Below are 26,575 nucleotides of genomic sequence, written 5' to 3' on the forward strand. Positions count from 1 at the left end.
TCAAGAATATGTTTTTTTCTTTAATTATTCCCGTTTACAATAGACCAGAAGAAGTTGATGAACTATTAGAAAGTTTATCAAAATCAAATTATAATGAAGATTTTGAAGTTGTAATTATAGAGGATGGTTCTTCTGTAAAATGCGAAGATATAGTTCGGAAGTATGATAGTAAATTAACTATTTCCTATTATTACAAAGATAATTCGGGTCCTGGAGATTCTAGAAACTATGGAATGAAAAAAGCCAAAGGTGATTATTTTATCATTTTTGATTCTGATTGTATTATTCCTGCGGAATATCTTACTGAGGTGGATAAAGCTTTAAAGCAAAATTACGTGGATTGCTTTGGTGGTCCTGATCGCGCTCTTGATAGTTTTTCAGATATACAAAAGGCAATCAATTTTGCAATGACTTCTTTTCTGACTACGGGAGGAATAAGAGGAGGTTCGGAAAAAATAGATAAATTCCAACCAAGAAGTTTTAATATGGGATTATCCAGAACAGCGTTTGAAGCCTCTAATGGCTTTGGAAACATCCATCCTGGTGAAGATCCGGACTTGTCAATCCGATTATGGAATTTAGGTTTTGAAACCAAACTCTTTCTAAATGCGTATGTATATCATAAGAGGAGGATTGATTGGGATAAGTTTTCTGTTCAAGTAAATAAATTTGGTAAAGCCAGACCAATACTTAACAGTTGGTATCCTAAATACAATAAGCTTACGTTCTTTTTTCCGTCCGTTTTTATTATAGGATTTGTAGTAGCGGTAGTATCGTTGATTTTCAATTTTGACTTATTGCTTAAGTTGTATTTCATTTATTTTTTGGTACTGTTTTTGGTTTCAACGTATCAAAACAAAAGTATTAAAATTGGGTACTTATCGGTAGTAGCTGTATGGAAGCAGTTTTATGGTTACGGAATTGGCTTTATAGAATCATTTATAAAAGTTATTATTCTAAAAAAGAAGCCGCAGAATGTTTTTCCTGAATTATTTTTTAAAGTATAATTATGACCAAAATTATAGGATTAACGGGCGGTATAGGTAGCGGGAAAACTACGATTGCAAATCATTTTCAATCTAGAGGGATTCCCGTTTATATAGCAGATGACGAAGCAAGGAAAATAATGCAAACGGCCGAAGTTATACATGCGATTAAAAAAACATTTGGTGAGACACTTTTTGACGGAATTGTTCTTAAAAGAGATAAGCTAGCTGAAATAGTGTTTAATGATCCAGAAAAACTGCAACAACTCAATGGAATTGTTCATCCTGCGGTTAAGCGACATTTTAAACTATGGCTTTTGGACCATAAAGAGTTTCCAATTGTAATTTACGAAGCAGCTATTTTATTCGAAAGTGGCAATTATAAAGATTTCGATTTAATAATAACGGTCACTGCGCCATTAGAATCGAGAATTCAAAGGGTAATTGAACGAGATAAGACAACACGCGAGCAGGTTTTGGGAAGAATAAATTCACAATGGACTGATGAACAGCGTGTTTCGAAAAGTGATTTTGTCATTGAAAACATCGATGTCGAAATTGCTAGAAGAAAAACAGATGAAATTCTTAAAATTTTGAAGATTAAACAAAACGAGTGTTAGATGTTAATCTTTGGTTAATATATTATCATTCATACTGTTAAAATGTTAATTTTGCTCCGATGAATAAACTATTTTTTAGATTACTGGTTTTGTTGATGAGCTTATCCTTAATAGGAATTATTTTAGTTCAGGTATATTGGTTTAATAGCTCATTTAAAAACAATGACGAACAATTTAAATTTCATGTAAAACAGGTTATCGGTAATGTTGCTGATAAACTTCAAAAACAAGAAGCATATAGTTTTTATGATAAATACAATCGTATAAAAGATAGTACTGGTAAAACGCCAAAAAAAGAAGATTTAACGGAGTTTTATTACGTACAGAGAAATACAAAGACAAATAAAACTATTGTGTATTCTAATAGTATTATTTCTGAAGATTACGATATTTCATCATCATTATTTAATAAGAAATTCAATAATGATAAATTTAAGAATTTCAGCTCAAAACGAGTTACCGAAGTTTATAATAGCAAGGGAGTTGATAAATCAGATTTGCAGCAGAATTTGCTTCCTGATGTTACCATTGAAAAATCGGGTAATCTTGATGTATTAGATAAAGTACAATTTGAAATCTCTTATAAAGATATTGCGGCAGCAATGCCTTTAGAAGAAAGAGTTTCAAAAGAAACACTGAAAAAATTAATAAAAAAGGAATTAGAAGAATATGGCGTAATTACAAAATTTGAATTCGGAATTTACAGCAATGGTATTGCAACAAACGTAAAGTCACCAGATTTTAAATATGATAAAGAACTGACTTATTCTATACCAGTATATACTGATAATGAGGGAAATGAAAAATACAAGTTATTAGTTAGTTTTCCACACAAGAAGAAGTTCTTGTTGTCTGAGTTGATTAGTATAACGGTATTGTCGATTATTTTTACGTTAATTATTATTGTGGCCTATACAAGTGCATTAAACCAATTGATACGCCAACGTCAAATTTCTGAAATCAAAACAGATTTCATAAATAATATGACACATGAGTTTAAAACACCTATCGCTACTATAAATCTGGCTTTGGATGCTATTAAAAACCCAAAAATAATTGATGACAAGGAAAAGGTTTTCAAATACCTGCAGATGATTCGGGATGAGAATAAACGAATGCATGCCCAAGTCGAAAACGTGTTACGAATTTCTAAGCTCGAGAAAAAAGAGCTTGATATCGAGAAAGAATCGAGTAATGTTGAAGAAGTAATTATTGACGCGATCGAACATGTTAACTTAATTCTAGAAGATAGAGAAGGACAGATTACTACTCATTTTGAAGCTTCGAGAACTACAGTTTTGATGAATGATGTACATTTTACAAATGTGATTGTAAATGTTCTTGAAAATGCGATTAAATATTCTCCTGATGTACCAGATATTGATGTGTATACAGAAAATATTAAAGATATGATCCTTATTAAAGTACAGGATAAAGGTTTAGGAATGAGTAAAGTGGCTCAAAAAAGAGTTTTTGAAAAGTTCTATAGAGAACACACTGGAAATATACATAATGTTAAAGGTCATGGTTTAGGTTTAGCCTACGTTAAAAGGATTGTAGAAGATCACAACGGTCAGGTATATGTTGAAAGTGAGAAGGGTAAAGGGAGTACCTTCATAATAAAATTACCCCTAATAAATTAAAATACCTCAAATAATATATAATATGGAAAATATTAATAAAAAAATACTTTTAGTAGAAGACGACCTTAATTTTGGTGCGGTACTTAAAGATTATTTAATGTTAAACGACTTTGATGTCACTCTTGCCAAAAATGGTATGGAAGGATTTGAAAAGTTCAAGAAAGATACTTATGATTTATGTATTCTGGATGTTATGATGCCTTATAAAGATGGGTATACATTAGCGAAAGAAATAAGAGAGAAAAATAGCGAAGTGCCTATTATTTTCCTTACTGCAAAATCGATGAAAGAAGATGTTTTAAAAGGATACAAAGCGGGAGCTGATGATTATTTGAATAAGCCTTTTGATTCAGAAGTGTTATTGATGAAAATCAAAGCGATCATTCAAAGAAAATCTTCTGATACAAAAACAGAACAAGTTCAACATGAATTCAATATTGGAAAATTCCACCTTAATTCTAAATTGAGATTCTTAACGTTTAACAACGAAGAGCCTATTAAATTATCTCCAAAAGAGAATGAACTATTGAAAATGTTGATTCTTCATGAAAATGATTTGATGCCAAGAGAATTGGCCTTGACAAAAATATGGAGAGATGATAACTATTTTACCTCTCGTAGTATGGATGTGTACATCGCTAAATTAAGAAAGTATCTTAAGTTAGATGAAGATGTTGAAATCCTGAACATTCACGGTGAAGGGTTTAGATTAGTTGTTAAAAACAAAGTAGAAAAATAAAATATAGAAGGCTTCGAGAAATCGGAGCCTTTTTTTTTTTTGGAGCTTTTTCCAGCTATCCGCTACAATCTTTTTGCCATCCCGAAGTGTCGGGATTAGCATAAAAGGATTTCCACTTCTATCTGGGCTAGGGCTTTGTATAGATAAGATGTTTTTATTTCCAATTCAATTGTAAAGCAAAGCAGGTTTTATCTTCTTTTGTTATACTAAATGTAGTGGATTCTTCAGAGAGGTTTTCATGAATTACAACGTTGTCATTTAAGGATAGTTCTTTCATGAAATTCATTTCAAAACTATTCAGTTTTTGATTTAGAATCAATTTTTCGTCCACATGGTCTAGGCACCATTCTAGGTATTTTACATTGTTTACGTGATTGACAATATCCAAATCAGACAAGTAGACCACTTTTTCAAAAACAACTTCCTTCTCAGGGTTAACCGTTATTTTTGAAAAACCTTCTTGTGTTGGTTTTCTCTCCGGATATAGTTCGAAATGCTTATAAGGTAGAGCCAATGCTTCGGGACGGCGTTTTTTAGTGTTAAATACAGCCCAAAAAGTTTCTGAGCCAACGATTTTAATGCCGTTTACATGCATTTCTAATGCACGTACTGAACGGGAATTTTCTAGGGTGTTTATCCATGTTTTTACCGTTACGACATCTCTCCATTTAGGTAATGCGCTAATTTCAACACGCATTCTGCTTAACACCCATGCTTGATCAAATTCCTGCATGTCTGAAAAACTGATGCCGCCCATATCTGAATGTGCCGCAGCGGTCAATTGCAATATATTACATAAGTCGGTGTATTTTAAAAAGCCATTAGGCATGCATTGTGTGAAATTGATTTCCCAATCCTTACTTAAAACAGAAGTGAAATTTGGAGCTATTGGCATGAAGATACTATTTTTGATTAGCGATTTTAGAATACTATATGCATTCTACTATTTCTAAAGTGTAAATTTTATTGTACGGAATTGATATAATTAATAACAGTCTCATAAGGGGTTTCAAAATCGAACCATTTTGTGTTTTGATCTCTTTTAAACCAAGTGAGCTGACGCTTAGCAAAACGTCTTGTGTTTTTCTTAATTTCCTCGATTGCAAATTCTAAGCTAAAATCCCCATCAAAGTAGCTGAACAATTCTCTGTATCCTACAGTTTGTAGGGCATTCAACTCTTTGTTTGCATATAGACTTTTGGCTTCTGCCATTAAACCTTCGTTCATCATGATGTTCACGCGCTGGTTTATTCGATTGTACATTACGCTTCTTTCCGCTTCAAGGCCGATGAGAATAGGAGTGAAGCGGCGTTCATTATTTTTCTGGTTTAGAAAGGAGGAATACGGTTGTCCTGCGCCAATACATACTTCTACAAAACGCATCATGCGTTGCGGATTTTGCAGGGTTTGCGGATTCTCTTTTGTAATTGTTTCAAAATATTCGAAATCAAGCGCTTTTAGTTGCTCTTGTAAATAGACAATACCGAGTTTTTCATACTGTGCATTAACGGCTTCACGTACTAAAGGATCTATTTCTGGGAAGCTGTCAAATCCTTTTAAAACAGCATTTACATATAAACCAGAGCCACCTACGAGTATCGCATAATCGTTTGTCAAAAATAATTCATCGATTTTTTTAATCGCGTCTTTCTCAAAATCACCAACGGTATAGTTCTCAAATATGGATTTATTTTGGATAAAATGATGCGGAGCGGCATTTAATTCAGTTGTAGAAGGAACCGCAGTGCCTATCGTCATTTCCTTGAAAAATTGACGGCTGTCACAGGAAACAATTTCGCATTTAAAATGATTAGCCAGAATAATACTTAAGGCTGTTTTTCCTATGGCTGTGGGCCCGACAATGGTGATGAGATGTTTCATATTTATTTTTAGCCCAGATAGCAACGTAAACCCCGGATGACTGCAAGTTAGTATTTCTTGACGTAAAAGAGCGCCTTTAGAAGCTCCTTTTATGTCTTAGAAATACAACTTACTGGAGGAGGAGTTGTAGTGTATAGCTGGAATTGCTTCATAGATTAAATGGTGTCAAAGGAATGTCCGCAATGAGGGCAAAAGTTAGCATTGTCTGGATAATCTTCGGTACCGCATTCCGTACATGGTTTTTTATGGATAGAGACTTTATCATGAGTTCTTTTGGCAATTTCGGCAGTTACAATACCAGTAGGTACTGCAATGATACCGTATCCCAAAATCATAACAAAAGAGGCAATAAATTGTCCTAATGGTGTTTCAGGAGAGATGTCTCCATAGCCAACGGTAGTCAATGTTACAATTGTCCAATAAATACTAGCCGGAATACTAGTGAAACCGCTTTCCTTGCCTTCTACGAGGTACATTATCGACCCAATGATTATGGTACTGATCAGGACAAAGTAAATAAAAACTATTATTTTGCCCTTACTGGCCTTGATGGCTTGGTTTAGCTGTAGTGATTGACTTGTAAACTGAGGATGGTTTAATATTTTGAATAATCTGAGTAGTCTCAGCGACCGCACGACCGCCAGGATACTAGTTCCCATAAAGAAAATGGACAAATACATGGGTAGAATTGCAAGTAAATCAATAATACCGTAGAAACTGGACATGTATTTCCAGGGCTTGTTGATTGAAATGATTCTGAAAATATATTCGATGGTAAACAATACGGTGATAATCCACTCGAGAAGTACGAGGTAGGAATGGTATTTTAAATCAAATTCAGTAACGGTTTCCATCATTACTAAAAGGACGCTCAATAAAATTAGGCCAAGGAGGATTAGGTCAAACAACCGACCCGCTTTTGTTCCTGTCCCGTAGATTATTACATTTGCTTTTTGTCTAAAACGCTGGTGTTTTGACTTTAATTCAGGCATAAGCAGTGCGGCTTTTTAAGGTTTTATCTTAGAAATTTATGATCTTAAATCCTTTGTTTTTTCTAATATGTCCCTGAATGATATTACGGGTATCACGGTTACTTTGCATTGGAATAATGATGTTCTTAAGGATTTCGATCTTCGTGATTTGATAATTCAAATCATAAAAAGTATAGCCTTTGTAAACCCCATTTTCAACTAACACCGCACTACGTTCATTGATCGTTCTTCCTTTTTCAACGATTACCATGCTCTTGTTTTCAAAGGAGCTTTGGGCGATGAAATTAGTTACTCTTTCATTATACTCGACGACAGGAATACTGCCTATGCAAGCTCCGTCACATTCATTAATTGTTTGTTCGTAACAACATGTTTTAGAAGCATATAACCCAGTTAATTTCTGGCATAACTTGAAGTCTGACGTTATTAGAGATAAGGCATGTTTACCTTCTTGTATATTGACATAAGAAAGGATTTCTTTCTTTCTGCCATCGGCTTTTTCAAGCTTCAAGTTTAAGTATCCGTTAGTATCTTTCTCAGAATAGATAGACCACGAATAATTGCTCTTTCTTGACATCCTGTTGTAAATGGGCCTGTTAATTTTTATTTCTTCTGTCTCCTTTAGAAGGGCTATTAATTCACTGCCGGTTTCTTCAAAAGTTACTGTAAACACTTCGGCTTGAATTTTTTTTGCACTTCTCGTTATTCCGGTAAAATGCTGGTTTACTCTTTTTTTAATATTCTTACTTTTTCCAATAAATATAATTTTACCTTCCTTGTTGTGAATGTAATAGACACCTGTTCTTGAAGGTACACTTTCAACGATTTCAAGTAAGTTTGGAGCAATTCCTTTTTGAACTGCCGCTTTAATGAGATCTGTGATAATAGTTTTTTCTAAATCTTTATCAAGTAACATTTTGAATAGTTTGACTGTTGCCAAAGCATCACCACTTGCACGATGTCTGTCGGCCATTGGAATTCCAAGAGCTCGAACTAATTTCCCTAAACTGTGTGAAAGTTGTTCCGGCATTAATTTCTTAGATAACTCCACTGTGCAGAGTGTCTTTGTATTGAAATCGTAGCCAAGACGTCGAAATTCTGTTTGTAGAATTCGGTAGTCAAAATCAGCATTGTGGGCCACAAGTACACAATCATTTGTCATTTCTATAATGCGCTTTGCTACTTCAAAAAACTTTGGAGCCGTTTGTAACATGGCATTATTGATACCAGTTAGTTTTACTACAAAAGGTTGAATTGGAATTTCAGGATTGACTAAACTAATGAATTGATCGACGATTTCATGACCATCAAATTTGTAAATGGCGATCTCGGTAATTCCTTCTTCATTGAATTGTCCTCCAGTGGTTTCTATGTCTAGTATTGCGTACAAAATAAGTATTCAGTGTTCAGTTTTTAGTAATCAGTTTTTTAGTAGATGTTTTGAAATCTGAAATCAAAAATCAATTTCTTCCTCCAAAGATACTACTTCCTATTCGAACCATCGTGCTTCCACATTCGATGGCCAGTTTATAGTCTCCTGACATTCCCATTGACAAGGTAGTCATTTGGCAGTTTTCAGTTTGCTGTGATTGCAATTTATCAAAAATTGATTTCAAATGCATGAATTCTTTTTTGACTTGGTCTTTTTTTTCGGTAAATGTAGCCATTCCCATTAATCCTGTAATTCGTATGTTTTTCATTTCTTTAAACTCGCTTGAAGCTAGGAGGGAATCTAGTTCTTCGTCGTCAAGACCAAATTTCGTTTCCTCCTCAGCAATATGCATTTGTAATAAGCAATCAATAATACGGTTGTTTTTTAAAGCTTGCTTATTAATTTCTTTTAGTAACTTAAAACTGTCCACGCCATGGATCAAGCTGACGAACGGAGCCATAAATTTGACTTTATTTGTCTGAACGTGACCAATCATATGCCACTGAATATCTTTTGGCATTTGCTCCCATTTAGACTCCATTTCCTGGATTTTGTTTTCACCAAAAATGCGTTGACCTGCATCATAGGCTTCCATCAAATCTGGAATAGGTTTAGTCTTGGAAACCGCAACCAAAGTTACTTGTTCTGGTAAAGTATTTTTTATAGAAAGTAAATTTTCAGCTATTGACATTGTAAGATTTTTAATTTATAGATTTTTTGATTGAACTTAAAGTTCATAAATGACTATTCCGCTTCTAAACTTTGGTTCGATGTAGGTGCTTTTTGGAGGCATAATTAAATCAGCATCTGCTAAAGCTTTAATTTCATTAATATTAGACGGAAAAAGAATAAATCCAACTTCAAATTCACCTTCATCTATGATTTTTTTTAATTCTAGAATCGATTGCTTTCCAGAAACATATTCGATACGTTCATCATCGCGTAAATCCTTTATCGCCAAAAGAGGTAAAAGTACTGTTTCATATAATATCTGGGTATCCAGACTTTCTAAAGCTGTTTTAAAAACAATTTTTTCCTTTCTTAATATTAAACTATAGAACTCATTGTCAAGATACATCCCAAATTGGTGCTTCTCAGTAGGTTGAAACGGTTGCTGTTTTAGATTCTCAACGCTGAAATTCTTTGTCAGTTCTTTGATAAAAGTTTCTTTTTCAAAACCATTTAAATCTTTAACTAATCTATTGAATTCGTATACCTTGACATTATTCTCAGAAATTAAATAACTTAGTAAATAATCCTTAGCGATATTCTCTGAATTCTCATTTTCTTCCGACAATAATGCTGCGGCTGCTGAACGGTGGTGCCCATCAGCTATATAAAGCTTGTCTATTTTTTCAAAAATATTTTGAATCCAATTAATCTCTAATGCGTCATCAATTTTCCATAAATAATTAACTTCCTTTTTAGTACTGGAAAATTCAAAATCAGCTAATTTTTGGGTTCTGTTAAAGATCCAATTTTCTAAGGTTTTATTATCGGGATAGGTCATTAAAACGGGTTCTGAATTGAACTCTGAAAATTTCATATAATCTTTAAGTAGCTGCACTCTAAAAACAATAGTTTCCTCGTGCTTTTTTATCTTATTGTTATGATAATCATCTATGCTAGTCCCAACAATAATTCCTGTAAACGAATGTTTATTAGTTATTATTTTATGAATGTAAAGCGCTGACTTTTTGTCTTTGACTAAAATTTTTTCTGTCTTGAAATCTTGGTACTTTTGATTTACTTGGCGGTATCTTTTTTCAAAGGATACTGTTTCCTGATTCGTATATGCAGGTTTTAAAACATGCAAAAATGAAAGGGGATTAAAATCCAATTGTGCGGCTAATTCAGCAGTGACGTATTCTTCGTAAGAACGACAACTTACAAGGCAAACTTTATCGCGAGTAGGGCGTACCGCTTTAAAAGGAATTATTTTAGCCATTATTTATAGTGTTAAGCTACAGTCGCAATATTCAGTAGAAATTGCGACTGCCAACTTTGACTTTATACGAATTGTTTAGAAATTCTCTCTGCTTTTTTGCTCTCTGAGTAATCGTAGAATCCTTCTCCAGATTTCACTCCTAATTTTCCTGCACGAACCATGTTTACTAATAGTGGGCAAGGTGCGTATTTTGGGTTTTTGAAGCCGTCATACATCACGTTTAGAATTGCTAGACAGACATCAAGTCCAATGAAATCCGCTAATTGCAATGGTCCCATAGGGTGACCCATTCCGAGTTTCATAACAGTATCGATCTCATATACCCCAGCTACTTTATTGTACAGCGTTTCGATAGCCTCGTTAATCATAGGCATCAAAATTCTATTAGCGACAAAGCCAGGATAGTCATTTACTTCAACTGGTGTTTTTCCTAATTTTTCTGATAATGTCATTATCGTTTTAGTTACTTCATCACTGGTGTTGTACCCGCGAATGATTTCAACCAATTTCATGATAGGCACCGGATTCATAAAGTGCATTCCGATAACTCGTTCTGGATGTGAAACTACTGCTCCAATTTGAGTAATAGAAATAGAAGATGTATTTGTGGCTAATATGGTATCAGGTGAACAAGCCTCGTTTAATTGCTTGAAAATATTAAGTTTCAAATCTACATTTTCGGTTGCGGCTTCTACCACTAAATCAACACCTACAACTCCATCTTTGATATCAGTATAGGTAATTATATTTGTGATTGTTTTTGCTTTATCTTCAGCGGTAATGACTCCTTTTGAAATCATTCTATCTAAATTGGCTGCAATTGTAGCCATTCCTTTATCTAAAGATTTTTCAGAAACATCTATTAATTTTACTGTAAAACCACTTTGCGCAAAGGTATGGGCTATTCCATTACCCATTGTTCCTGCTCCGATTACTGCTATTATTTTCATTTATTGTATATTTAATTCTAAAGTTTTCTCGTTTAACTTTTAAATTTTTATTGTTGTTCTATTTCTTAAAACAATCGATAATTTGGTAGGCAACTCGTAGTGCTTCCGTTGCTTGTTCTAAAGTCACAACAGGAGTCGAATTGGTATTTATCGCATCTGCAAATGTTTCCAGTTCCTCAAGAATGGCATTGTTTTGTTCCACCTCAGGGTTTGAGAAATAAATTTGCTTTTTTACGCCTTCTGCATTTTGCAAAATCATATCAAAGTCACCAGGAGTTTCCGGTGCATCTTTCATTTTAACGACTTCACATTTTTTCTCCAGAAAATCAACAGATATATAAGCGTCCTTTTGAAAGAAACGGGTTTTTCGCATGTTTTTCATCGAAATTCTACTAGCAGTCAAATTAGCAACACAGCCATTTTCGAATTCGATTCTGGCATTTGCAATATCTGGAGTATCACTAATTACAGAAACACCACTGGCGCTAATATTTTTAACTTTAGATTTTACCACACTTAAAATGACATCAATGTCATGTATCATCAAATCTAAAACTACAGGAACATCTGTACCACGAGGATTGAATTCAGCCAATCGATGAGTTTCTATAAACATGGGCTTATCAATCATGTTTTTAGTTGCGATAAATGCAGGATTAAATCGTTCCACATGTCCCACTTGTCCCTTAACATTATATTCATTGGCCAAAGCAATAATTTCTTCTGCTTCTTCAACGGTATTTGAAATGGGTTTTTCGATAAAAACGTGTTTGCCTGATTTGATAGCAACCTTAGCACATTTATAATGGGAAAGGGTTGGGGTTACAATGTCTATTACATCTACCGCGTGAATAAGAGTAGCAATTGTACTAAAATGTTTGTACCCAAATTCCTTAGAAATTTTCTCTGCATTTTCTTGATTTGGATCATAGAACCCAACTAATTCATATTTTTCAGACTGTTGTAATAAACGTAAATGTATTTTTCCTAGGTGACCTGCGCCTAATACTCCAATTTTCAGCATAATGATGTTGTTTCCACAAAAATAGGAATTAAATGATTAATCCGTTAAGTATAAACGACAATTATTTGTGGATTTAAAAAATATAATTTGATAATTATAATTAGAATTTGTTTTCTATTTTTACCAAAATAAAATAATAAACTTTGAAAGATACAGCCAAACATCAAGGACTTCGAAATCAATTAGTAAGCGTTTTGCAGCAAAAAGGGATCACCGATGTAAATGTATTGGATGCGATAAAAAAGATACCACGACACCTGTTTTTGAATTCTAGCTTTGAAAATTACGCCTATCAAGACAAGGCTTTTCCTATTGGCGCTGGTCAAACTATATCACAACCCTATACTGTAGCTTTTCAGTCTCAATTGTTAGAAATAAAAAAAGAGCATAAAGTTTTAGAGATAGGAACTGGATCAGGATATCAAACTGCGGTTTTATGCCTGATGGGTGCGAAGGTATACAGTGTAGAGCGACAAAATGAATTGTTCAAACAAACCTCCAGTTTGTTACCGAAATTAGGAATACGTCCAAAACATCTCTCTTTTGGAGATGGTTATAAAGGCTTACCAAGTTATGCTCCTTTTGATAGTATTATCGTTACTGCAGGGGCACCATTTATACCACAACCGCTTATGGCACAATTAAAAATAGGAGGTAGGCTTGTAATTCCGTTAGGTGATGAAGTACAAATTATGACTTTGTTGATTCGAGTAAACGAAACACAATTTGAGAAACATGAACTGGGAGAATTTAAATTCGTTCCTTTATTAGAAGATAAAAATTAAATAACTAACGATGGACTTTAAGTCCATCGTTTTGGTTTAACATCCTAAAGTTTAATTCTACTTCGATAAATTCTTAACACGGATTATACAGATTCTCACAGATTAAACCTTGCTAATTATTTTAATCTGGTGCAAGAAGTCTTTTAAAACTTCAAGGATAAAACTAAAAGACACAGTTTAAACTATTTTTATTGCTTAACAGTTCGTGTTAAATTTTCTAAACTTTCCTTTTCAATTTGAGCTATAAACAGTACAAAACTATCTTTATTTTCTTTTGTTATCGCTGCTTTTAGAGTTTGGTAGTATAAATTTCGATTGTCGCTGTCAGCCTTAATATTTGCTATGGGGTAGCCATGTTGCAACAGAATATAGTTCATAATCAGTCGTGATACTTTTCCATTTCCATTTATAAAAGGATGGGTCGCGACCAGGCGCTCTTTTACAGTGGCAGCCAATATTACAGGATGTATGCTATTTTTATTCTGTTCATACCAATTAAAGAGCTCTTCTATTTCTTGCGGAATAGCCGCTGGTTCACAAGGACTAAAACTTTTATCTTTTATTGTAATAGCTACAGAGCGATAGTGGCCAGCTTCCTTCGGTAGAATTCCCCTTAAAATGATAGTATGTAAGGAAGTAACCTCTGGTTCACCAAGAGTCGCATTGTTTTTAATCCTGTTTTGGATAAATTCAATTGCTTCCTGATGATTAATTGCTTCCAGATGTTCTCGCATACTTTTGCCAGAAATTGTTTGACCTTCATTAATAACCAAATCGGTTTCTGCCATCGTAAGTGTATTTCCTTCTATCCAATTGCTGCCAAAGGTATATTCTACCTTTAGAGCTTGTGTTATGGAATTAGCTTCAGTTAGAGAGAAAGTTTTTAGTTTCGCTTTACAAAGATCTATTTCATCTAAAAGTTGCTGAAGGATTGCCGAAACTTTTTTAACGGATGGGCTACTATTCAATTTAATTTCTTCCTCTGCTGCTCGTAACGCTTTTAAAGCAAATTCATTTTGTCCAATTTCATGGATGATCTTCTCTTTCAGCCAAGAAACCATTATAGTTTCGAAATCAATTTCAAGAAGTGTAGCCAATTTTATGACTTGTTCTTTGGTTGGTTTCCTGCTTCCGCTTTCGAATTTACTTATTAAGGCTTGATCGATCCCTAAAAGTTGAGCTACTTCTCTTGTTTTTAAGCTTTTTAATTCGCGGGCGTCTTTGAGTAGTGTTTTCATTTTCACGTCAGGATTTAAGTAGTCTTGACAAATTTAGTCATCGTTTTAGGTAATAAAAAAGGGAAATTGAATTCCCTTTTTTTATTAAAATTCTTTCTTGATTCGGGCTAAATCACGTTTAGTATCTTGTTCTTTTAGAGATTCCCGTTTGTCATAGGTTTTTTTACCTCGACAAAGTCCGATCTCTAATTTGGCTAATCCTTTTTCGTTCGTAAATAACTTTAACGGTACTATGGTTAATCCTTTTGCCTGGACACTTCGTGCTAAACTTTTTAATTCTCTTTTGTTCAACAACAATTTTCGCTCGCTACGTGCTTTGTGATTGAATTGGTTTCCAAAAGTATATTCTTCAATATAGGTGTTTATGGCAAAAAGTTCGGTACCACTAAACTCGCAAAAGCTTTCAGTAATATTAGCCTTTCCTAAGCGGATTGATTTGATTTCAGTTCCCGCCAAAACAATACCCGCAGTAAATTTCTCGATTATTTCATAATCGTATCGGGCTCTTTTATTTAGTATGTTGATTGATTTTAGCATAGAAGTACAAATGTAGGAACAAATCAATGAATCGGCACTATTTTTTATAAAATTGATTTAAATTTGCAATATGGAAAAGCAAAATTCAAAAGATCCGCTTCACGGAATAACACTAAAATCAATATTGGAAAAACTCGTGGATCATTACGGATTTGATACTTTGGGCGAATTGGTAAAAATTAAATGTTTTAATGATAATCCAAGCGTGAAATCTAGTCTTACTTTCTTAAGAAAGACAGATTGGGCAAGAAAACAAGTAGAAGAACTGTATATTAAATCGTTATCTAAATTGGATAAATAGAGTGTAGTTTAATCGATGCGATACGAGACCATAACACCACCTCGATACGGTAACCATTCTCCGCTTTTATTCCAATTCTTAGCGGTTTCATAACGTTCTCCAGTACTTAGATAATATCCATGGTAAAATCCTTGTTGATTTCCTCCACCTAAAAAGCAGTCCAACATAAAACGATCATTTATTTTTTTCTGATAGCCAATTGTTGCCCCTATAACATAGCCAAATCCCTTTTCATATTTATCAGTATTTAAATAGTTCCATTTTTGGAAATTAAATACAGTTCCTCCTATATGAGCTCCTGCATAAAAGCCATTGTATTTTTCTTTAAAATGATAGCGGTATTCTGGAATAACGATATAGAATTGTTGAGGCTTACCATCGATTGATTTCCATGGAGAACCTAGTATATCCAATTGAAAAGTTGATTTTTTGCCAATACTGGTTTCTATCCCTACATTAGGAATGGTTAACAAGGTGGTTAATGCATTTACTTTTACGTAGGTTTGACTATGCAATTGAAATGAAAGCAAAACAACAAATAAAAAAAGAAGTTTTTTCATGATATAAAGTGTACTGATCAACATAGAAGTGAAATTATTGTCAGTTTTAAATGCAAATATAAAATAATATAGCAAAGATTTGTAATCCAAATGTTATATAAAATTTAAATATTTAGTGCTGTAATTTGTTTAATCTTGAATAAATAACAGTATCTAAAAAGCGTCCTTCATAAAATTCATTCTCTTTTAAATGCGCCTCTTTTATAAAGTTATTTTTCTCTAAAACTTTCGCTGAACCATGATTTTCTGGAGCTATAATGGCTTCAATCGAATGTAATTTCATTATCTCAAATCCATATTTGGTAACTTCTTTTATGGCTTCAGTAATAATACCTTTTCCACTGTATTCAGGAAGCAGCATATATCCAATTTCGGCACGAAAATGTTCTGGTTTTATTCTGTAATGACCAATAATTCCTATTAGTTTTGGACCATTTTTATATGTAATCGCCCAATTAATACCTTCGTTACTTTCAATTTTAGCATCAATCATTGCAATGTGTTCCAAAGCATCTTCAGTCGTTTTCAGCAATGGTCTCGGGATGTATTTCATCGTTTCGACGTTAGAGCGTAATTCAAGTATGGACTCGACATCATCTTTATCCACACGCCTTAAAATCAATCGTTCAGTTTCTAAATTTGGAAATGGAGTAAAGTTTATAGACAACATATTTTTGTTCTGTTTAGTGAATTAGAGGATTTCAATACTAAATTCTGCATCAAAAATCTGATCTGCTTCAATTATTTGAATACCTTCTTTTTCCGCAAGATTCCCAATACTTTCAACTGAATCCGAATAACCAAACCAAGGTTCGATACAAAGAAACGGCGCATTCATTTTTGTCCATATTCCCAAATGAGGGAAACTTGGATAACACACTCTGATTAATGGAATATTATTTTTTAAAATTGTTAAATATTTCGATTGTAATGATTTAAAGATTAGAGCATCGTTTTCGAATAATTCATACTTTAAGGGAACCAAATTATTAGGAGAACTAAGCACTTTAGTCTCATTAGAAATTAAATCATTTTGCAATAAGTTATATTCTAAGGGTTCGTCTTTTTCGAATTGTAAACTATATTCCTCAAAATCTCCAGGTAAAGCGAAAGCAGGATGTGCTCCTATAGAAAAGGGCATTTGAGTCTTACTTTTGTTTATGACTTTGTACCCAATAGATAGGCTATTGTCGCTTAATGTATAGTTAATTTGGAGTTCGAAATCAAAAGGATATTTATTTTTGGTATCTTCTGACGCTTGAATCGAAAAAGTGGCACTATTAGCTGCTTTATCAATAAGTTCAAAGACCATATCTCTGGCAAAACCATGTCTTGATAAATGATATGTTGCATCCTTATAATTAAAGGCATTATTTTTTAATGTACCTACTATCGGAAATAAAATAGGGGAGTGCTTACCCCAAAAATCGGGGTTGCCTTCCCAAATATATTCTATGGAGAGTTTGTTTTTCAGTGAACATAATTCTGCGCCTAGGTGATTAATTCGTGCAGTTAAATTGGAGTTTGTTATTGTTGTTATCAAAATGAAAGTCTTATTTCGGATTAAATTTCTAATGGATGTAAATATATTTCTTAATTTTTATTTTAGATAGTGAAAACCGACTTATTACATTTTTTGTAAAATTTTCTTAATTTTTGATTAAAGCGTTGAATTTAATATAGTGGTATGATTATTTTTTATTAATTTGCTTACAAATAGTGAAAAACATGAAAAACATTCGGTTCAAGGTCATTCTCCAAATGGCTCTGTTATTAGGGATTTCATCCCTATCGGCACAAGAGGTTCCTGCAACTACAGCAAATGCCTCAAAATCTAATTACAACTACCATGATGCTTTTGCACCATTTTTTTATACAAAAAACGGTACATCAACACGTTCCGCTAGTGGTCAACCAGGCGCAGAATATTGGCAGAACAGAGCTGATTACGTTCTTACAGCAAAATTAAATGCACAAAATAATGAGATTATTGGTACAGATGTAATTACCTATACGAACAATAGTCCTGATGCGATGTCATTTATATGGATGAATGTAGATCAAAATTTATTTAAAGCAGATTCACGTGGAAATGCAGTTGTCCCTTTAACTGGTAGCCGCAATGGATCGCAAGGTGAAGTTTTTGACGGAGGTCATAAAATCAAATCCGTGAAGATTGTTAGCACTACGAATGGAAAATCTACTGAAGTAGACGCTAAATATGTAATTACCGATACTAGAATGCAAGTTTTCCTTCCGCAAGTGCTAAAAGCGAAAGGCGGTTCTGTAAAAGTTAAAATCGATTTTTCTTATATTTCTCCAATGGAAGGTTCAGACCGAACTGGAGTTTTGGAAACTAAAAACGGGAAAATCTTTACCATTGCACAGTGGTATCCACGTATGTGTGTGTATGATGACGTAAGAGGTTGGAATACGAATCCCTATTTAGGAGCGTCGGAATTTTATTTGGAATATGGAGACTTTGATATAAACATTACTGCTCCTGCTAATCATATTGTTGTTTCTTCAGGGGAGTTAGTAAATCCTACTGCCGTTTATAGTACTGTCGAGCAAAGTAGATTGGCTCAAGCCAAACAAAGCGATAAAACTGTTTTCATTCGTACAGAAGAAGAAGTGGCTGCTTTAGCAAATAGTACCTCTACGGCTACTAAAACATGGCATTATAAACTTAAAAACGCCAGAGATTTATCTTGGGCTTCTTCAGCGGCATTTATTTTAGATGGTGCTAAAATCAATTTACCAAGCGGTAAAAAATCTTTGGCCTTATCAGCTTATCCAGTTGAAAGTGCAGGAAATGATGCTTGGGGACGTTCAACAGAATTTACTAAGGCTTCTATCGAAAATTATTCTAAAAGATGGTTTGAGTATTCTTATCCAGCAGCGACGAATGTTGCGGGTAATGAAGGCGGAATGGAATATCCAGGAATTGTGTTTTGTGGATGGGAATCTAAAGGAGAAGATTTATGGGGAGTTACGGATCATGAGTTTGGTCATAACTGGTTTCCAATGATTGTAGGTTCAAACGAACGTTTATTCGCTTGGATGGATGAAGGATTCAATACTTTCATTAATTCATTAGCTTCAGTAGATTTCAATAATGGAGAATATAAATCAGAACCAATTGATTTACACCGCAGAGCAGAAGTTTTGACAGGTGTTGATTTAGAAACGATTATGAGTTCTCCTGATAATATGAAAGAAGCTAATATCGGTGTTTTAGCTTATTATAAACCAAGTTCAGGATTAGTTATTTTACGTGAACAAGTTTTAGGAGCAGAACGTTTTGATTTGGCTTTTAGGACTTATGTAGAACGCTGGGCTTTCAAACACCCTACGCCAGATGATTTCTTCAGAACAATGGAGAATGTTGCAGGTGAAGACTTGAGTTGGTTCTGGAGAGGTTGGTTTCAATACAACTGGCGTTTTGACCAAGGTATAAATGCAATTAAATATGTAAAAAATGATCCAAAGCAAGGGGTCGTAATTACTGTTGAGAATTTCGAAAAAATGCCAATGCCTATTATTTTGGACATAAAAGCAAAAAGTGGAAAAGTAGAAAGAGTAAAATTGCCAGTTGAAATTTGGCAAAGAAATACAGCGTGGTCATTCAAGCATGATTCTACAGAGGAAATTGAAAGTATCACTTTAGATCCAGATCATGTTTTTCCAGATAGTAATGAAGCCAATAATGTTTGGACCGCTGGAAAAGGGGTTCTCGAAAAAGATGTGATTTTAGATGGATATTTAGGAACTTATTCGAATACAAAATCACCAATGAAAATTACTTTTTCAGAAAAGAACAGTGTTCTTAATGCTGAGATTACGAACTACCCTAAGTTTTCAGTGGAACCAATAGGGAAGGACTTATTTGAATCTAAAAGAGCGGGACTAAAATTCCAATTTAATGAGAGTCAAACTGGTTTTGATATGATTATTGGTGAGACTCAAAAAATACCGTTTACAAAAGAGAAGTAATCTATAATACAAAGTATAGTAAACCAAAACACCAGCAAGATTGCTGGTGTTTTTTTATATATAAATATTTAAATTGTTTAGGCTGGGATTTGCTGACTTAAACAATGTAAAGTTCCAAAACCCCAGATTAAATCAATAGCGCTAATTCCGATAACTTCTCTATCAGGGAAACATTCTGCTAAAATATTTAGTGCTACGCGATCATTGACATCGTTAAAAGTCGGAACCAACACGCATTTATTTAGTATTAGAAAGTTAGCATAACTTGCCGGTAATCTTAAATCTTCAAAGTCAATTCGTTTAGGCATTGGTAAAGCCACAACAATAGGAGCTTTTCCATTCTCTAATGTAGCATTTTGCAAACGTTTCAGGTTGTCTTGTAATGGCGCATAATTAGCGTCGTTTCGGTCTGTTTCAACGATTGTTACAATCGTATCCTCATTGATAAAACGACATAAATCATCTATATGTCCGTGGGTATCGTCGCCTTCGACTCCGTTGCCCAACCAAATCACATTCGTGATTCCGAGGTATTCCTTAAAAACAGCTTCGTAATCTGCTTTAGTAAAACCAGGGTTTCTTACTTGAATATCAGGATGCATTAAGCATTCTTCTGAGGTCAGTAAAGTTCCACGTCCATTGCTATCAATTGCTCCACCTTCTACAATTACCGGTTTTCCTTTATACATCACTTGTGTAAGCGGAATATCCAGAAAATTAGCCACTGTAGCGGGAATATGTTTGTCTAATTGATAGTTTTTATATTTTGCCCAACCATTAAAGTTGAAATTTAATGCTTCTCTAGCGTCTCCATTTTTGATTACAATAGGGCCAGAGTCGCGCATCCAACTTCTGTTTGTTTTTTGGATAATAAATGAGATATTATCGATATTAACCCTTGCCATTTCTAGCATTTCGGTTACTTTTTCTTTCTGTTTGTCGTCAATGACTACTAAAAATACCGTTTCGTATGTCGCTACTTTTTTGATAAATTCAACAAATGCCCATTGAATGGCTTCATATTTTCCAGGCCAGTCTTTTCCGTTATGAGGAAAGCAAAGTAATATACCTTGTTGGTTTTCCCATTCTGCAGGAAATCTTCTATTGTTTGTCGTCATAATTAGTCGATTGCTCTTTTAGTGATATCTCCAAAAGCATCAATTCGTCTGTCTCTAAAGAACGGCCAGTTTTGACGCACATTTTCTTGCAAGTCTAAATCAACTTCGGCAATTAGAATTTCTTCTTTATCGTGTGAGGCTTGCGCCAAAATTTCGCCTTGTGGTCCCGCAATGAACGAAGCGCCCCAAAATTCAATTCCAGCTGTATCTGGTAAATATTGCTCTAAACCTATTCTGTTAGCCGCAGCAACGTAGACACCATTTGCAACTGCATGACCTTTCATGACATTCATCCAAGCGCCATATTGGTTTTCACCGTATTGCTCTTTCTCTCCTGGATGCCATCCTATGGCTGTAGGGTAAAACAAGACCTCTGAGCCACTTAAAGCGGTCAATCGAGCTGCTTCTGGATACCATTGATCCCAACAAATAAGTGTTCCAATTTTTCCTTTTTGTGTAGGAATGGTTTTGAAACCTAAATCGCCAGGAGTGAAATAGAATTTTTCATAAAAATGCGGGTCATCTGGAATGTGCATTTTGCGGTATAAACCTGCTTCTGAACCATCAGTATCAATAATGTAGGCGCTATTGTGGTAGATTCCAGCCATCCTTTTTTCGAAAAACGGAACAATGATTACCACGCCTAATTCTTTTGCCAAAGCACTAAAAGCAATAAACGAGGTGCTGTAAAGCGGTTCTGCCAATGCAAAATTATCAACATCTTCACTCTGACAGAAATAATGACTGCTGTATAATTCTGGTAGTGAGATTACCTCAGCACCTTGATTGGCGGCATCACGAACCCAACTTAAACATTTTTTAAGGTTGTTTTCGGCAACATCGTTAAGGTTTAATTGAATAACCGCTATTTTATATTTTTTATTTGGCATCGTATAAATTTTAGACTGCAAAAATAGTGAATTTTATAAAGAGTAGAAAATGGGGAGAATGGAAAATTTTCGGATAATTTATTCGCGTTTATCTATTACTAAAATTGAAACAAAAAAGTATCCAGAACCTATTGCATCTAACGGTTCCAGTTTACTTTATGCTGTAATCGTTGAGGATTATTTTAATTCCCTCTGAATAAGTGGTTGTTTTAAACTCTGGAAATCTAGTTTTGAATTTTGAGGACTCAAAGATATTATCGATCGCATAACGAGGTAGTAGTTCTTGTGTTTCTTTAAGGTTATGGTTAAATAAGGACCCTATTTTAAGTACAATCCTAGGTAATACTTTGTATTTTACTTCTCGTCCTAATTGGCGCTCGATTTCTGCAATAAATTGCTTGTAGGTTAGTCTATTGTCGTCACAGGGTAAGTGCCAAGTTTGGCCATAAACATCGGCTGTATTACCAATTAACGCCATGGCTTTACTAGCATCTGGGGTGAAGATTAATGTTCGTACCACTGTGTCTTTTAAGAATACCTTAGGTTCTTTGCCTTTTTTAAGATTTTCGAAAATAAGGCTATTAGTAAGACCTTTGGTTTTACCTGGACCATAGAATTCAGGTGCTCTGCAAATCACGGCTTCAATTTCTTTAGTAGCAATGGCTTTTAATAAAAGTTCAGCGGCCATTTTTTTGCCTATTCCTTTTTTTCCGTCAGAACTTAAAGGCGTTTCTTCGGTTTGAATTTTGCTGTCTTGAGGATAGGCGTAGGTATTGTCAAAATAAACGAGTTTACAGCGGTTCTTTTTACAAGCGACAATTACATTTTGCATTACAATTACCCAATCTCTAAGCCATATTTCAGAATCGTAAGGAAGTCCAACTGTCAGGTATGCAATCTCCGTGTTTTCAAGTGCTTTTAAAACACTTTCTGGATCGAGTAGATCTGCTTTAAAAAGAAAATCGTCTGGATGCACTTTTTGAGGATTGCGTCCTACTAATTTAATTTGGTCTGTATAGTTTTTCCGTAATTCACGAGCCAATTCTTCACCTATTATTCCGTTTGCTCCTAATATTGTTTGCATTTTATATTTTTTTCATGTCACTTGTTTGTACGAATGCTAAGGTAAGCATAATAGATGCGGTATATTTCAGTATTTGAAGCAACAATAGGTAATAATAATGAAGATATAAGTTTATATAATCAGTCTTGAATTCAAATGAGAAGGAAAAGCGACTATTTTTGTTACTTAGAATCAATCAAATAAATGATTATGAAAATTATTTTTAAAGCAGGGCTAATTCTTATTACGCTAATTTTCGCTAGCACATCAGTATTGGCGCAGTCCAAGGATAAAAAAGCCGAGGCAATCGTAAAAGAAATGCTGATTGCGATGGGCGGAGCAAATAATTACAATAATACTCATTTTATCCAATGGGATTTTGTGAATAGAAAACTCTCATGGGATAAATGGACGGGTAATGTTCGCGTAGAGAATCCAACAGCAAATCAAGTAATTTTAGTAAATATCAATACTTTAAAAGGAAAGGTTTATGAGAATGGAGTTTTATTAGCAGACGAGACTAAAGCCAACGGTTTACTTGAAAAAGCGAAGAACTGGTGGATAAATGATTCGTATTGGTTAGTAATGCCGTGGAAATTACAAGACCCCGGAGTAACCCTTGCTTATGTCAAAACAGACAAATTGCCAAACGGTAAAACGGCAGATATTTTACAACTCACCTTTAGTGCTGTAGGCGTAACTCCTGAAAATAAATACTGGTTGTATGTCGATAAAGAAAATCACTTAATACAGCAATGGGCGTACTATAAAAACTTTAATGATGCCGAACCAAAGTTCATGAAGCCTTGGAATAACTATCAAAAAGCGGGTAATATCTTGCTTTCTTTTGATAGACCTAATGAAGATGTTGGACCTAAAAATGTAGTAGTAAAAAGTACTTTTGACTCTGCTATTTTTACAGAGCTATAATAGCAAGTAATTAATTTGCTTTTTCTATTGTAAAAAACCAGTCATTAAGACTGGTTTTTTATTGGTAAAGAATATAGTCTTTGACTATTTTTATGACAAGACGGGGTTATTTTATTAGATCCAAAATTTTAGTATATAACAATTTTTCATCCAGCGGTTTTGAAATATAGTCGTTCATACCTACTGATTTACATTTTTCTACATCAACGGTGGTCACATCGGCTGTTAGTGCAATGATTGGGGTTTGCAAATTCATTTTATTACGGATATATTCTGTTGCTTCAAATCCATTCATTATTGGCATTTGCAGGTCCATTAGAATAATATCATAGTCGTTGGTTTCTAGTTTTTCAATAGCTATTTTCCCGTTGTCTGCCATATCCCATGCAAATTTAAAATCATCCAATATTGTTCTTAGCAATAACTGATTTAGTTTTACATCTTCAACCACCAATACTTTTATATCTTTAATTTCATTGTCTAATTCTATCTCTCTTTCTTCTTCCACATAGCTATCAGAATCTGGTTGTTTTTTTTTGAAAACTTAAAGTGAAACTAAAAGTGGAACCTTCATCAACTTTACTTTTTACTGAAATTGCTCCTCCTTGTTTTTCTACTAATTGTTTAACAATAGCTAGTCCTAAACCGGTACCGCCATATAAACTTGAAGTGATCGTGTGCGCTTGTTCAAAGTTTTCAAAAATGGATGCAATTTTAGTTGCAGGAATCCCAATTCCTGAATCGGTCACCTTTATTTCAACTGTTACATTTTCTTCCGCTTCGCTCAGTAAACTAACGCTTACATTGATTGTCCCTTTTGCAGTAAATTTTATTGCATTGCCCAAAAGGTTAATCATAATTTGATGCAAACGAACCGAGTCACCCAGTAGGATTTCTGGAATTCTGGAGTCATATTCCTTAACTAATTCTAAATTTTTTTCCTGGATTTTTGTTTCAAACAAATGAAGAATTGTGGTTATTGACTGTGACATTTTAAAAGGCGCGTTTATAAATATCATTTTCCCAGCATCTACTTTTGCTAAATCGAGGATATCGTCAATAAGAACGATTAACGTATCGCCACTTGATTTTATCGCTTGTAAATAATCTTTTTGCTTTTCATTCAAATCGGTTTTTATCAACACTTTTGTAAAACCGATAATGGCATTCATTGGAGTACGGATTTCATGACTCATGTTTGATAAAAATTGCTGTTTTGCCATAACAGCATGATCAGCTACTTTTTTGTCAGCTTCAGCTTTCCTTTTTGCTTCTATCAATTCTGCATCAATCCTCTTTTGTTCTGAAATATCAATGGTTATACCAGTAAACGTATGAGCAATACCAAATTTATCATAATGATACAACCCGGTTGATTTTATGAAAACGAGAGCTCCATCATTTGCACGAGTAATCCGGTAATCAACCTCATAAATGCCTGGAAAAACCTTTGCTTGCTCTACTTTTTGTAAAGCCATTTCTCTATCTTCTGGCAAAATCACCGCATACCAGTGTTCATAAGTTAAGTCTTCACGATTTTCGTCATATCCCCACATTTTTTTATGCACGTTAGACCATTCCAACTTCGACGAAAGAAGGTCTAACGACCAAATGCCAACTTTGGCAGAATCAGTTGCTAATTTTAAATGGCTTGCAATTTTCTTTATTTCCTCATTGTTTGTCTCAATTTGTTTTTTTGCAAGCACCTGTTCGGTTACTTCGGTTGCGAGCACGGTAATGCCTATAATGGTATCGCCCAGATCGCGGTAGGGCTGATACACAAAATTAAAATAAGCATGTACTGGTACTCCGTTGCGAACAAGAATGGCTTTGGTTTCGTATCCTTCGAAAGCCACTCCGGTAGTGTATACATCTAAAAGCAATTGTGGAAAAGCCTGATTTTTTAATTCCGGTACTCCCTCCAGCAAAGGTTTATCAAGGATATCATTTCCTTTTCCTAGCACATTAAGCATTTGCTCATTGGCAAAAGTGACTAACATGTCAGGTCCTGTAAAGATAGCGACTGCCATAAGGGATTGTGAAAGTATATTGCTGAAACGCTTTTCACTTTCTTCAATTTGTTTTCGGGCAATTACAGTTTCGGTTACTTCAGTTCCGATTAATATGATTCCGTAAATTTTATTATCCAAATCACGCATAGGCTTATATAGCATATTGAAATAAGCCGTATCCGGTTTTCCTGTGCGTTTAACTTCAACGGGGATTTCACTGGCAATAAAAGGTTCACCAGTAGTATAAATATCGTTGAGTATCTTTGTTAAGCTATCTTCTAATTCAGGAGCTACATCAAAAAGAGGCTTGTTGATTACTTCATCGTATGACTTTTTCCAAACACTGAGCGCTATTTTATTAATGGTTTGAATAATAAAAGTAGGACCATAATAGGTAACAATAAGAACAGGCGCCTGCGAAATGAGGTTTTGAAATTTAGCTTCAGCTGAATCCATTAAAATCGGATCGGGGGGAGCTGATTTGCTTTTGTCATTTTTTGAATTTCCCATTATTTTTGACGGTTTATTTTTTTCCTCAATGGTGCAGGTTGGCTGTTTTGTTTTTTTGTGGATTTGAAGCTACAAAGTTCAACGTTCTCACTTTGCTCATAGAATACAAACAACTTGTATCTATGCGCTAAGCCGTAAAGCATATCGCGGTTGTCTGGGGGGACTTGGAGTACGTTATAGGTTTATTTCACAATTCAAATATATACTATTTTTTTATAAGTAATAGATGCTAGGGCTAGATGGGAAATATGTTCCGCAAAGTGGCTAAGAGAAAAGCCAGAGATTCAGTAAGATTAATAAATAATTTCTACAAACCATTTGATTTCATCATTCCGATAGCTATCGCACTAACTTCTAAAATAGCATTGGCATCTAGTCAAGAGATATTTCCTCAGTTTATTTGATATTTACTTTATCATT

Annotated in this window: 26 protein-coding genes; 8 read left to right on the forward strand and 18 right to left on the reverse strand. The window is 34.2% G+C overall.

Annotated elements, in window-relative coordinates; all coding sequences use genetic code 11:
- Positions 1–8: 8 nt before the first annotated feature.
- From AAC069_RS08230 to AAC069_RS08245, 4 genes are read left to right on the forward strand one after another with little or no spacing between them, the layout of a single operon-like run.
- The gene (locus AAC069_RS08230; RefSeq protein ID WP_339919994.1) at positions 9–1,007 is read left to right on the forward strand and encodes a glycosyltransferase; all 999 of its coding nucleotides are present in this window, start codon (positions 9–11) and stop codon (positions 1,005–1,007) included.
- A gap of 2 nt (positions 1,008–1,009) precedes the next feature.
- Positions 1,010–1,606, forward strand: coding sequence for a dephospho-CoA kinase (coaE, locus tag AAC069_RS08235; RefSeq protein ID WP_339919995.1), 597 nt, complete (start codon positions 1,010–1,012; stop codon positions 1,604–1,606).
- A 59-nt stretch (positions 1,607–1,665) separates the two neighbouring features.
- A complete protein-coding gene (locus tag AAC069_RS08240; RefSeq protein WP_339919996.1) occupies positions 1,666–3,249 on the forward strand; it encodes a HAMP domain-containing sensor histidine kinase in 1,584 nt (527 codons plus the stop codon).
- Positions 3,250–3,271: 22 nt separating this feature from the next.
- Positions 3,272–3,988 carry a response regulator transcription factor gene (locus AAC069_RS08245; protein ID WP_091089862.1) on the forward strand — a complete coding sequence of 239 codons (717 nt, stop codon included), beginning with the start codon at positions 3,272–3,274 and terminating at the stop codon, positions 3,986–3,988.
- Positions 3,989–4,142: 154 nt separating this feature from the next.
- Here the strand turns inward: AAC069_RS08245 and AAC069_RS08250 are convergent, their stop codons facing one another.
- From AAC069_RS08250 to AAC069_RS08285, 8 genes are all read right to left on the reverse strand, one after another.
- The gene (locus AAC069_RS08250; protein ID WP_339919997.1) at positions 4,143–4,883 is read right to left on the reverse strand and encodes an acyl-ACP thioesterase domain-containing protein; all 741 of its coding nucleotides are present in this window, start codon (positions 4,881–4,883) and stop codon (positions 4,143–4,145) included.
- A 68-nt stretch (positions 4,884–4,951) separates the two neighbouring features.
- Positions 4,952–5,869: a tRNA (adenosine(37)-N6)-dimethylallyltransferase MiaA gene (miaA, locus tag AAC069_RS08255; RefSeq protein WP_339919998.1), complete on the reverse strand. Its 918-nt coding sequence runs from the start codon at positions 5,867–5,869 to the stop codon at positions 4,952–4,954.
- Positions 5,870–6,024: 155 nt separating this feature from the next.
- Positions 6,025–6,861, reverse strand: a complete 837-nt coding sequence (locus AAC069_RS08260; protein ID WP_339919999.1) for an ion transporter — start codon at positions 6,859–6,861, stop codon at positions 6,025–6,027.
- 28 nt (positions 6,862–6,889) lie between these two features.
- Complete coding sequence (locus AAC069_RS08265) at positions 6,890–8,251, reverse strand: exonuclease domain-containing protein (protein ID WP_339920000.1); 1,362 nt, start codon at positions 8,249–8,251, stop codon at positions 6,890–6,892.
- 70 nt (positions 8,252–8,321) lie between these two features.
- The gene (locus tag AAC069_RS08270) at positions 8,322–8,984 is read right to left on the reverse strand and encodes a YggS family pyridoxal phosphate-dependent enzyme (RefSeq protein ID WP_339920001.1); all 663 of its coding nucleotides are present in this window, start codon (positions 8,982–8,984) and stop codon (positions 8,322–8,324) included.
- A gap of 36 nt (positions 8,985–9,020) precedes the next feature.
- Positions 9,021–10,241, reverse strand: a complete 1,221-nt coding sequence (locus tag AAC069_RS08275; RefSeq protein WP_339920002.1) for a DUF1015 domain-containing protein — start codon at positions 10,239–10,241, stop codon at positions 9,021–9,023.
- A gap of 62 nt (positions 10,242–10,303) precedes the next feature.
- Entirely contained in the window at positions 10,304–11,191 is an 888-nt protein-coding gene (locus AAC069_RS08280) for a 3-hydroxybutyryl-CoA dehydrogenase (protein ID WP_339920003.1), read from the reverse strand.
- A gap of 58 nt (positions 11,192–11,249) precedes the next feature.
- Complete coding sequence (locus AAC069_RS08285; RefSeq protein WP_339920004.1) at positions 11,250–12,215, reverse strand: Gfo/Idh/MocA family oxidoreductase; 966 nt, start codon at positions 12,213–12,215, stop codon at positions 11,250–11,252.
- A 143-nt stretch (positions 12,216–12,358) separates the two neighbouring features.
- On the opposite strand from AAC069_RS08285, the gene AAC069_RS08290 reads away from it, so the two are divergent.
- Positions 12,359–13,000 carry a protein-L-isoaspartate(D-aspartate) O-methyltransferase gene (locus tag AAC069_RS08290; protein ID WP_339920005.1) on the forward strand — a complete coding sequence of 214 codons (642 nt, stop codon included), beginning with the start codon at positions 12,359–12,361 and terminating at the stop codon, positions 12,998–13,000.
- Between the two features lie 188 nt (positions 13,001–13,188).
- On the opposite strand, the gene AAC069_RS08295 is transcribed toward AAC069_RS08290, so the two are convergent.
- Together AAC069_RS08295 and smpB are read right to left on the reverse strand one after the other, a co-directional pair.
- Positions 13,189–14,238 (reverse strand): Fic family protein, encoded by a 1,050-nt coding sequence (locus tag AAC069_RS08295; protein ID WP_339920006.1) that lies wholly within the window; start codon positions 14,236–14,238, stop codon positions 13,189–13,191.
- Between the two features lie 84 nt (positions 14,239–14,322).
- Positions 14,323–14,775 carry an SsrA-binding protein SmpB gene (gene smpB / locus AAC069_RS08300; RefSeq protein WP_091089906.1) on the reverse strand — a complete coding sequence of 151 codons (453 nt, stop codon included), beginning with the start codon at positions 14,773–14,775 and terminating at the stop codon, positions 14,323–14,325.
- 70 nt (positions 14,776–14,845) lie between these two features.
- Between smpB and AAC069_RS08305 the strand changes: the two genes are divergently transcribed.
- Positions 14,846–15,076 carry a VF530 family protein gene (locus AAC069_RS08305; RefSeq protein ID WP_339920007.1) on the forward strand — a complete coding sequence of 77 codons (231 nt, stop codon included), beginning with the start codon at positions 14,846–14,848 and terminating at the stop codon, positions 15,074–15,076.
- An 8-nt stretch (positions 15,077–15,084) separates the two neighbouring features.
- On the opposite strand, the gene AAC069_RS08310 is transcribed toward AAC069_RS08305, so the two are convergent.
- The 3 genes from AAC069_RS08310 to AAC069_RS08320 all read right to left on the reverse strand — a co-directional run bounded on the left by AAC069_RS08310 (position 15,085) and on the right by AAC069_RS08320 (position 17,179).
- Entirely contained in the window at positions 15,085–15,636 is a 552-nt protein-coding gene (locus tag AAC069_RS08310; protein ID WP_339920008.1) for a DUF3575 domain-containing protein, read from the reverse strand.
- A gap of 112 nt (positions 15,637–15,748) precedes the next feature.
- A complete protein-coding gene (locus AAC069_RS08315) occupies positions 15,749–16,306 on the reverse strand; it encodes a GNAT family N-acetyltransferase (RefSeq protein WP_339920009.1) in 558 nt (185 codons plus the stop codon).
- Positions 16,307–16,327: 21 nt separating this feature from the next.
- Positions 16,328–17,179 carry an aldose 1-epimerase family protein gene (locus AAC069_RS08320; protein ID WP_339920010.1) on the reverse strand — a complete coding sequence of 284 codons (852 nt, stop codon included), beginning with the start codon at positions 17,177–17,179 and terminating at the stop codon, positions 16,328–16,330.
- Between the two features lie 185 nt (positions 17,180–17,364).
- On the opposite strand from AAC069_RS08320, the gene AAC069_RS08325 reads away from it, so the two are divergent.
- Positions 17,365–19,632: a M1 family metallopeptidase gene (locus AAC069_RS08325; RefSeq protein WP_339920011.1), complete on the forward strand. Its 2,268-nt coding sequence runs from the start codon at positions 17,365–17,367 to the stop codon at positions 19,630–19,632.
- 77 nt (positions 19,633–19,709) lie between these two features.
- Here the strand turns inward: AAC069_RS08325 and AAC069_RS08330 are convergent, their stop codons facing one another.
- The 3 genes from AAC069_RS08330 to AAC069_RS08340 form a co-directional block, all read right to left on the reverse strand.
- Entirely contained in the window at positions 19,710–20,750 is a 1,041-nt protein-coding gene (locus AAC069_RS08330; RefSeq protein WP_339920012.1) for an agmatine deiminase family protein, read from the reverse strand.
- Positions 20,751–20,752: 2 nt separating this feature from the next.
- The gene (locus tag AAC069_RS08335; RefSeq protein WP_339920013.1) at positions 20,753–21,640 is read right to left on the reverse strand and encodes a carbon-nitrogen hydrolase; all 888 of its coding nucleotides are present in this window, start codon (positions 21,638–21,640) and stop codon (positions 20,753–20,755) included.
- Between the two features lie 151 nt (positions 21,641–21,791).
- Positions 21,792–22,724, reverse strand: coding sequence for an NAD-dependent epimerase/dehydratase family protein (locus tag AAC069_RS08340; RefSeq protein WP_339920014.1), 933 nt, complete (start codon positions 22,722–22,724; stop codon positions 21,792–21,794).
- A gap of 189 nt (positions 22,725–22,913) precedes the next feature.
- Between AAC069_RS08340 and AAC069_RS08345 the strand changes: the two genes are divergently transcribed.
- Positions 22,914–23,633: a hypothetical protein gene (locus tag AAC069_RS08345; RefSeq protein WP_339920015.1), complete on the forward strand. Its 720-nt coding sequence runs from the start codon at positions 22,914–22,916 to the stop codon at positions 23,631–23,633.
- A 106-nt stretch (positions 23,634–23,739) separates the two neighbouring features.
- Here the strand turns inward: AAC069_RS08345 and AAC069_RS08350 are convergent, their stop codons facing one another.
- Both AAC069_RS08350 and AAC069_RS08355 read right to left on the reverse strand, forming a co-directional pair.
- Positions 23,740–24,141 carry a response regulator gene (locus tag AAC069_RS08350; protein WP_339920016.1) on the reverse strand — a complete coding sequence of 134 codons (402 nt, stop codon included), beginning with the start codon at positions 24,139–24,141 and terminating at the stop codon, positions 23,740–23,742.
- Between the two features lie 7 nt (positions 24,142–24,148).
- Positions 24,149–26,155, reverse strand: coding sequence for an ATP-binding protein (locus AAC069_RS08355; RefSeq protein WP_339920017.1), 2,007 nt, complete (start codon positions 26,153–26,155; stop codon positions 24,149–24,151).
- Positions 26,156–26,575: the final 420 nt, after the last annotated feature.

It is taken from the genome of uncultured Flavobacterium sp., from assembly GCF_963974175.1.
Taxonomy (GTDB): Bacteria; Bacteroidota; Bacteroidia; order Flavobacteriales; family Flavobacteriaceae; genus Flavobacterium.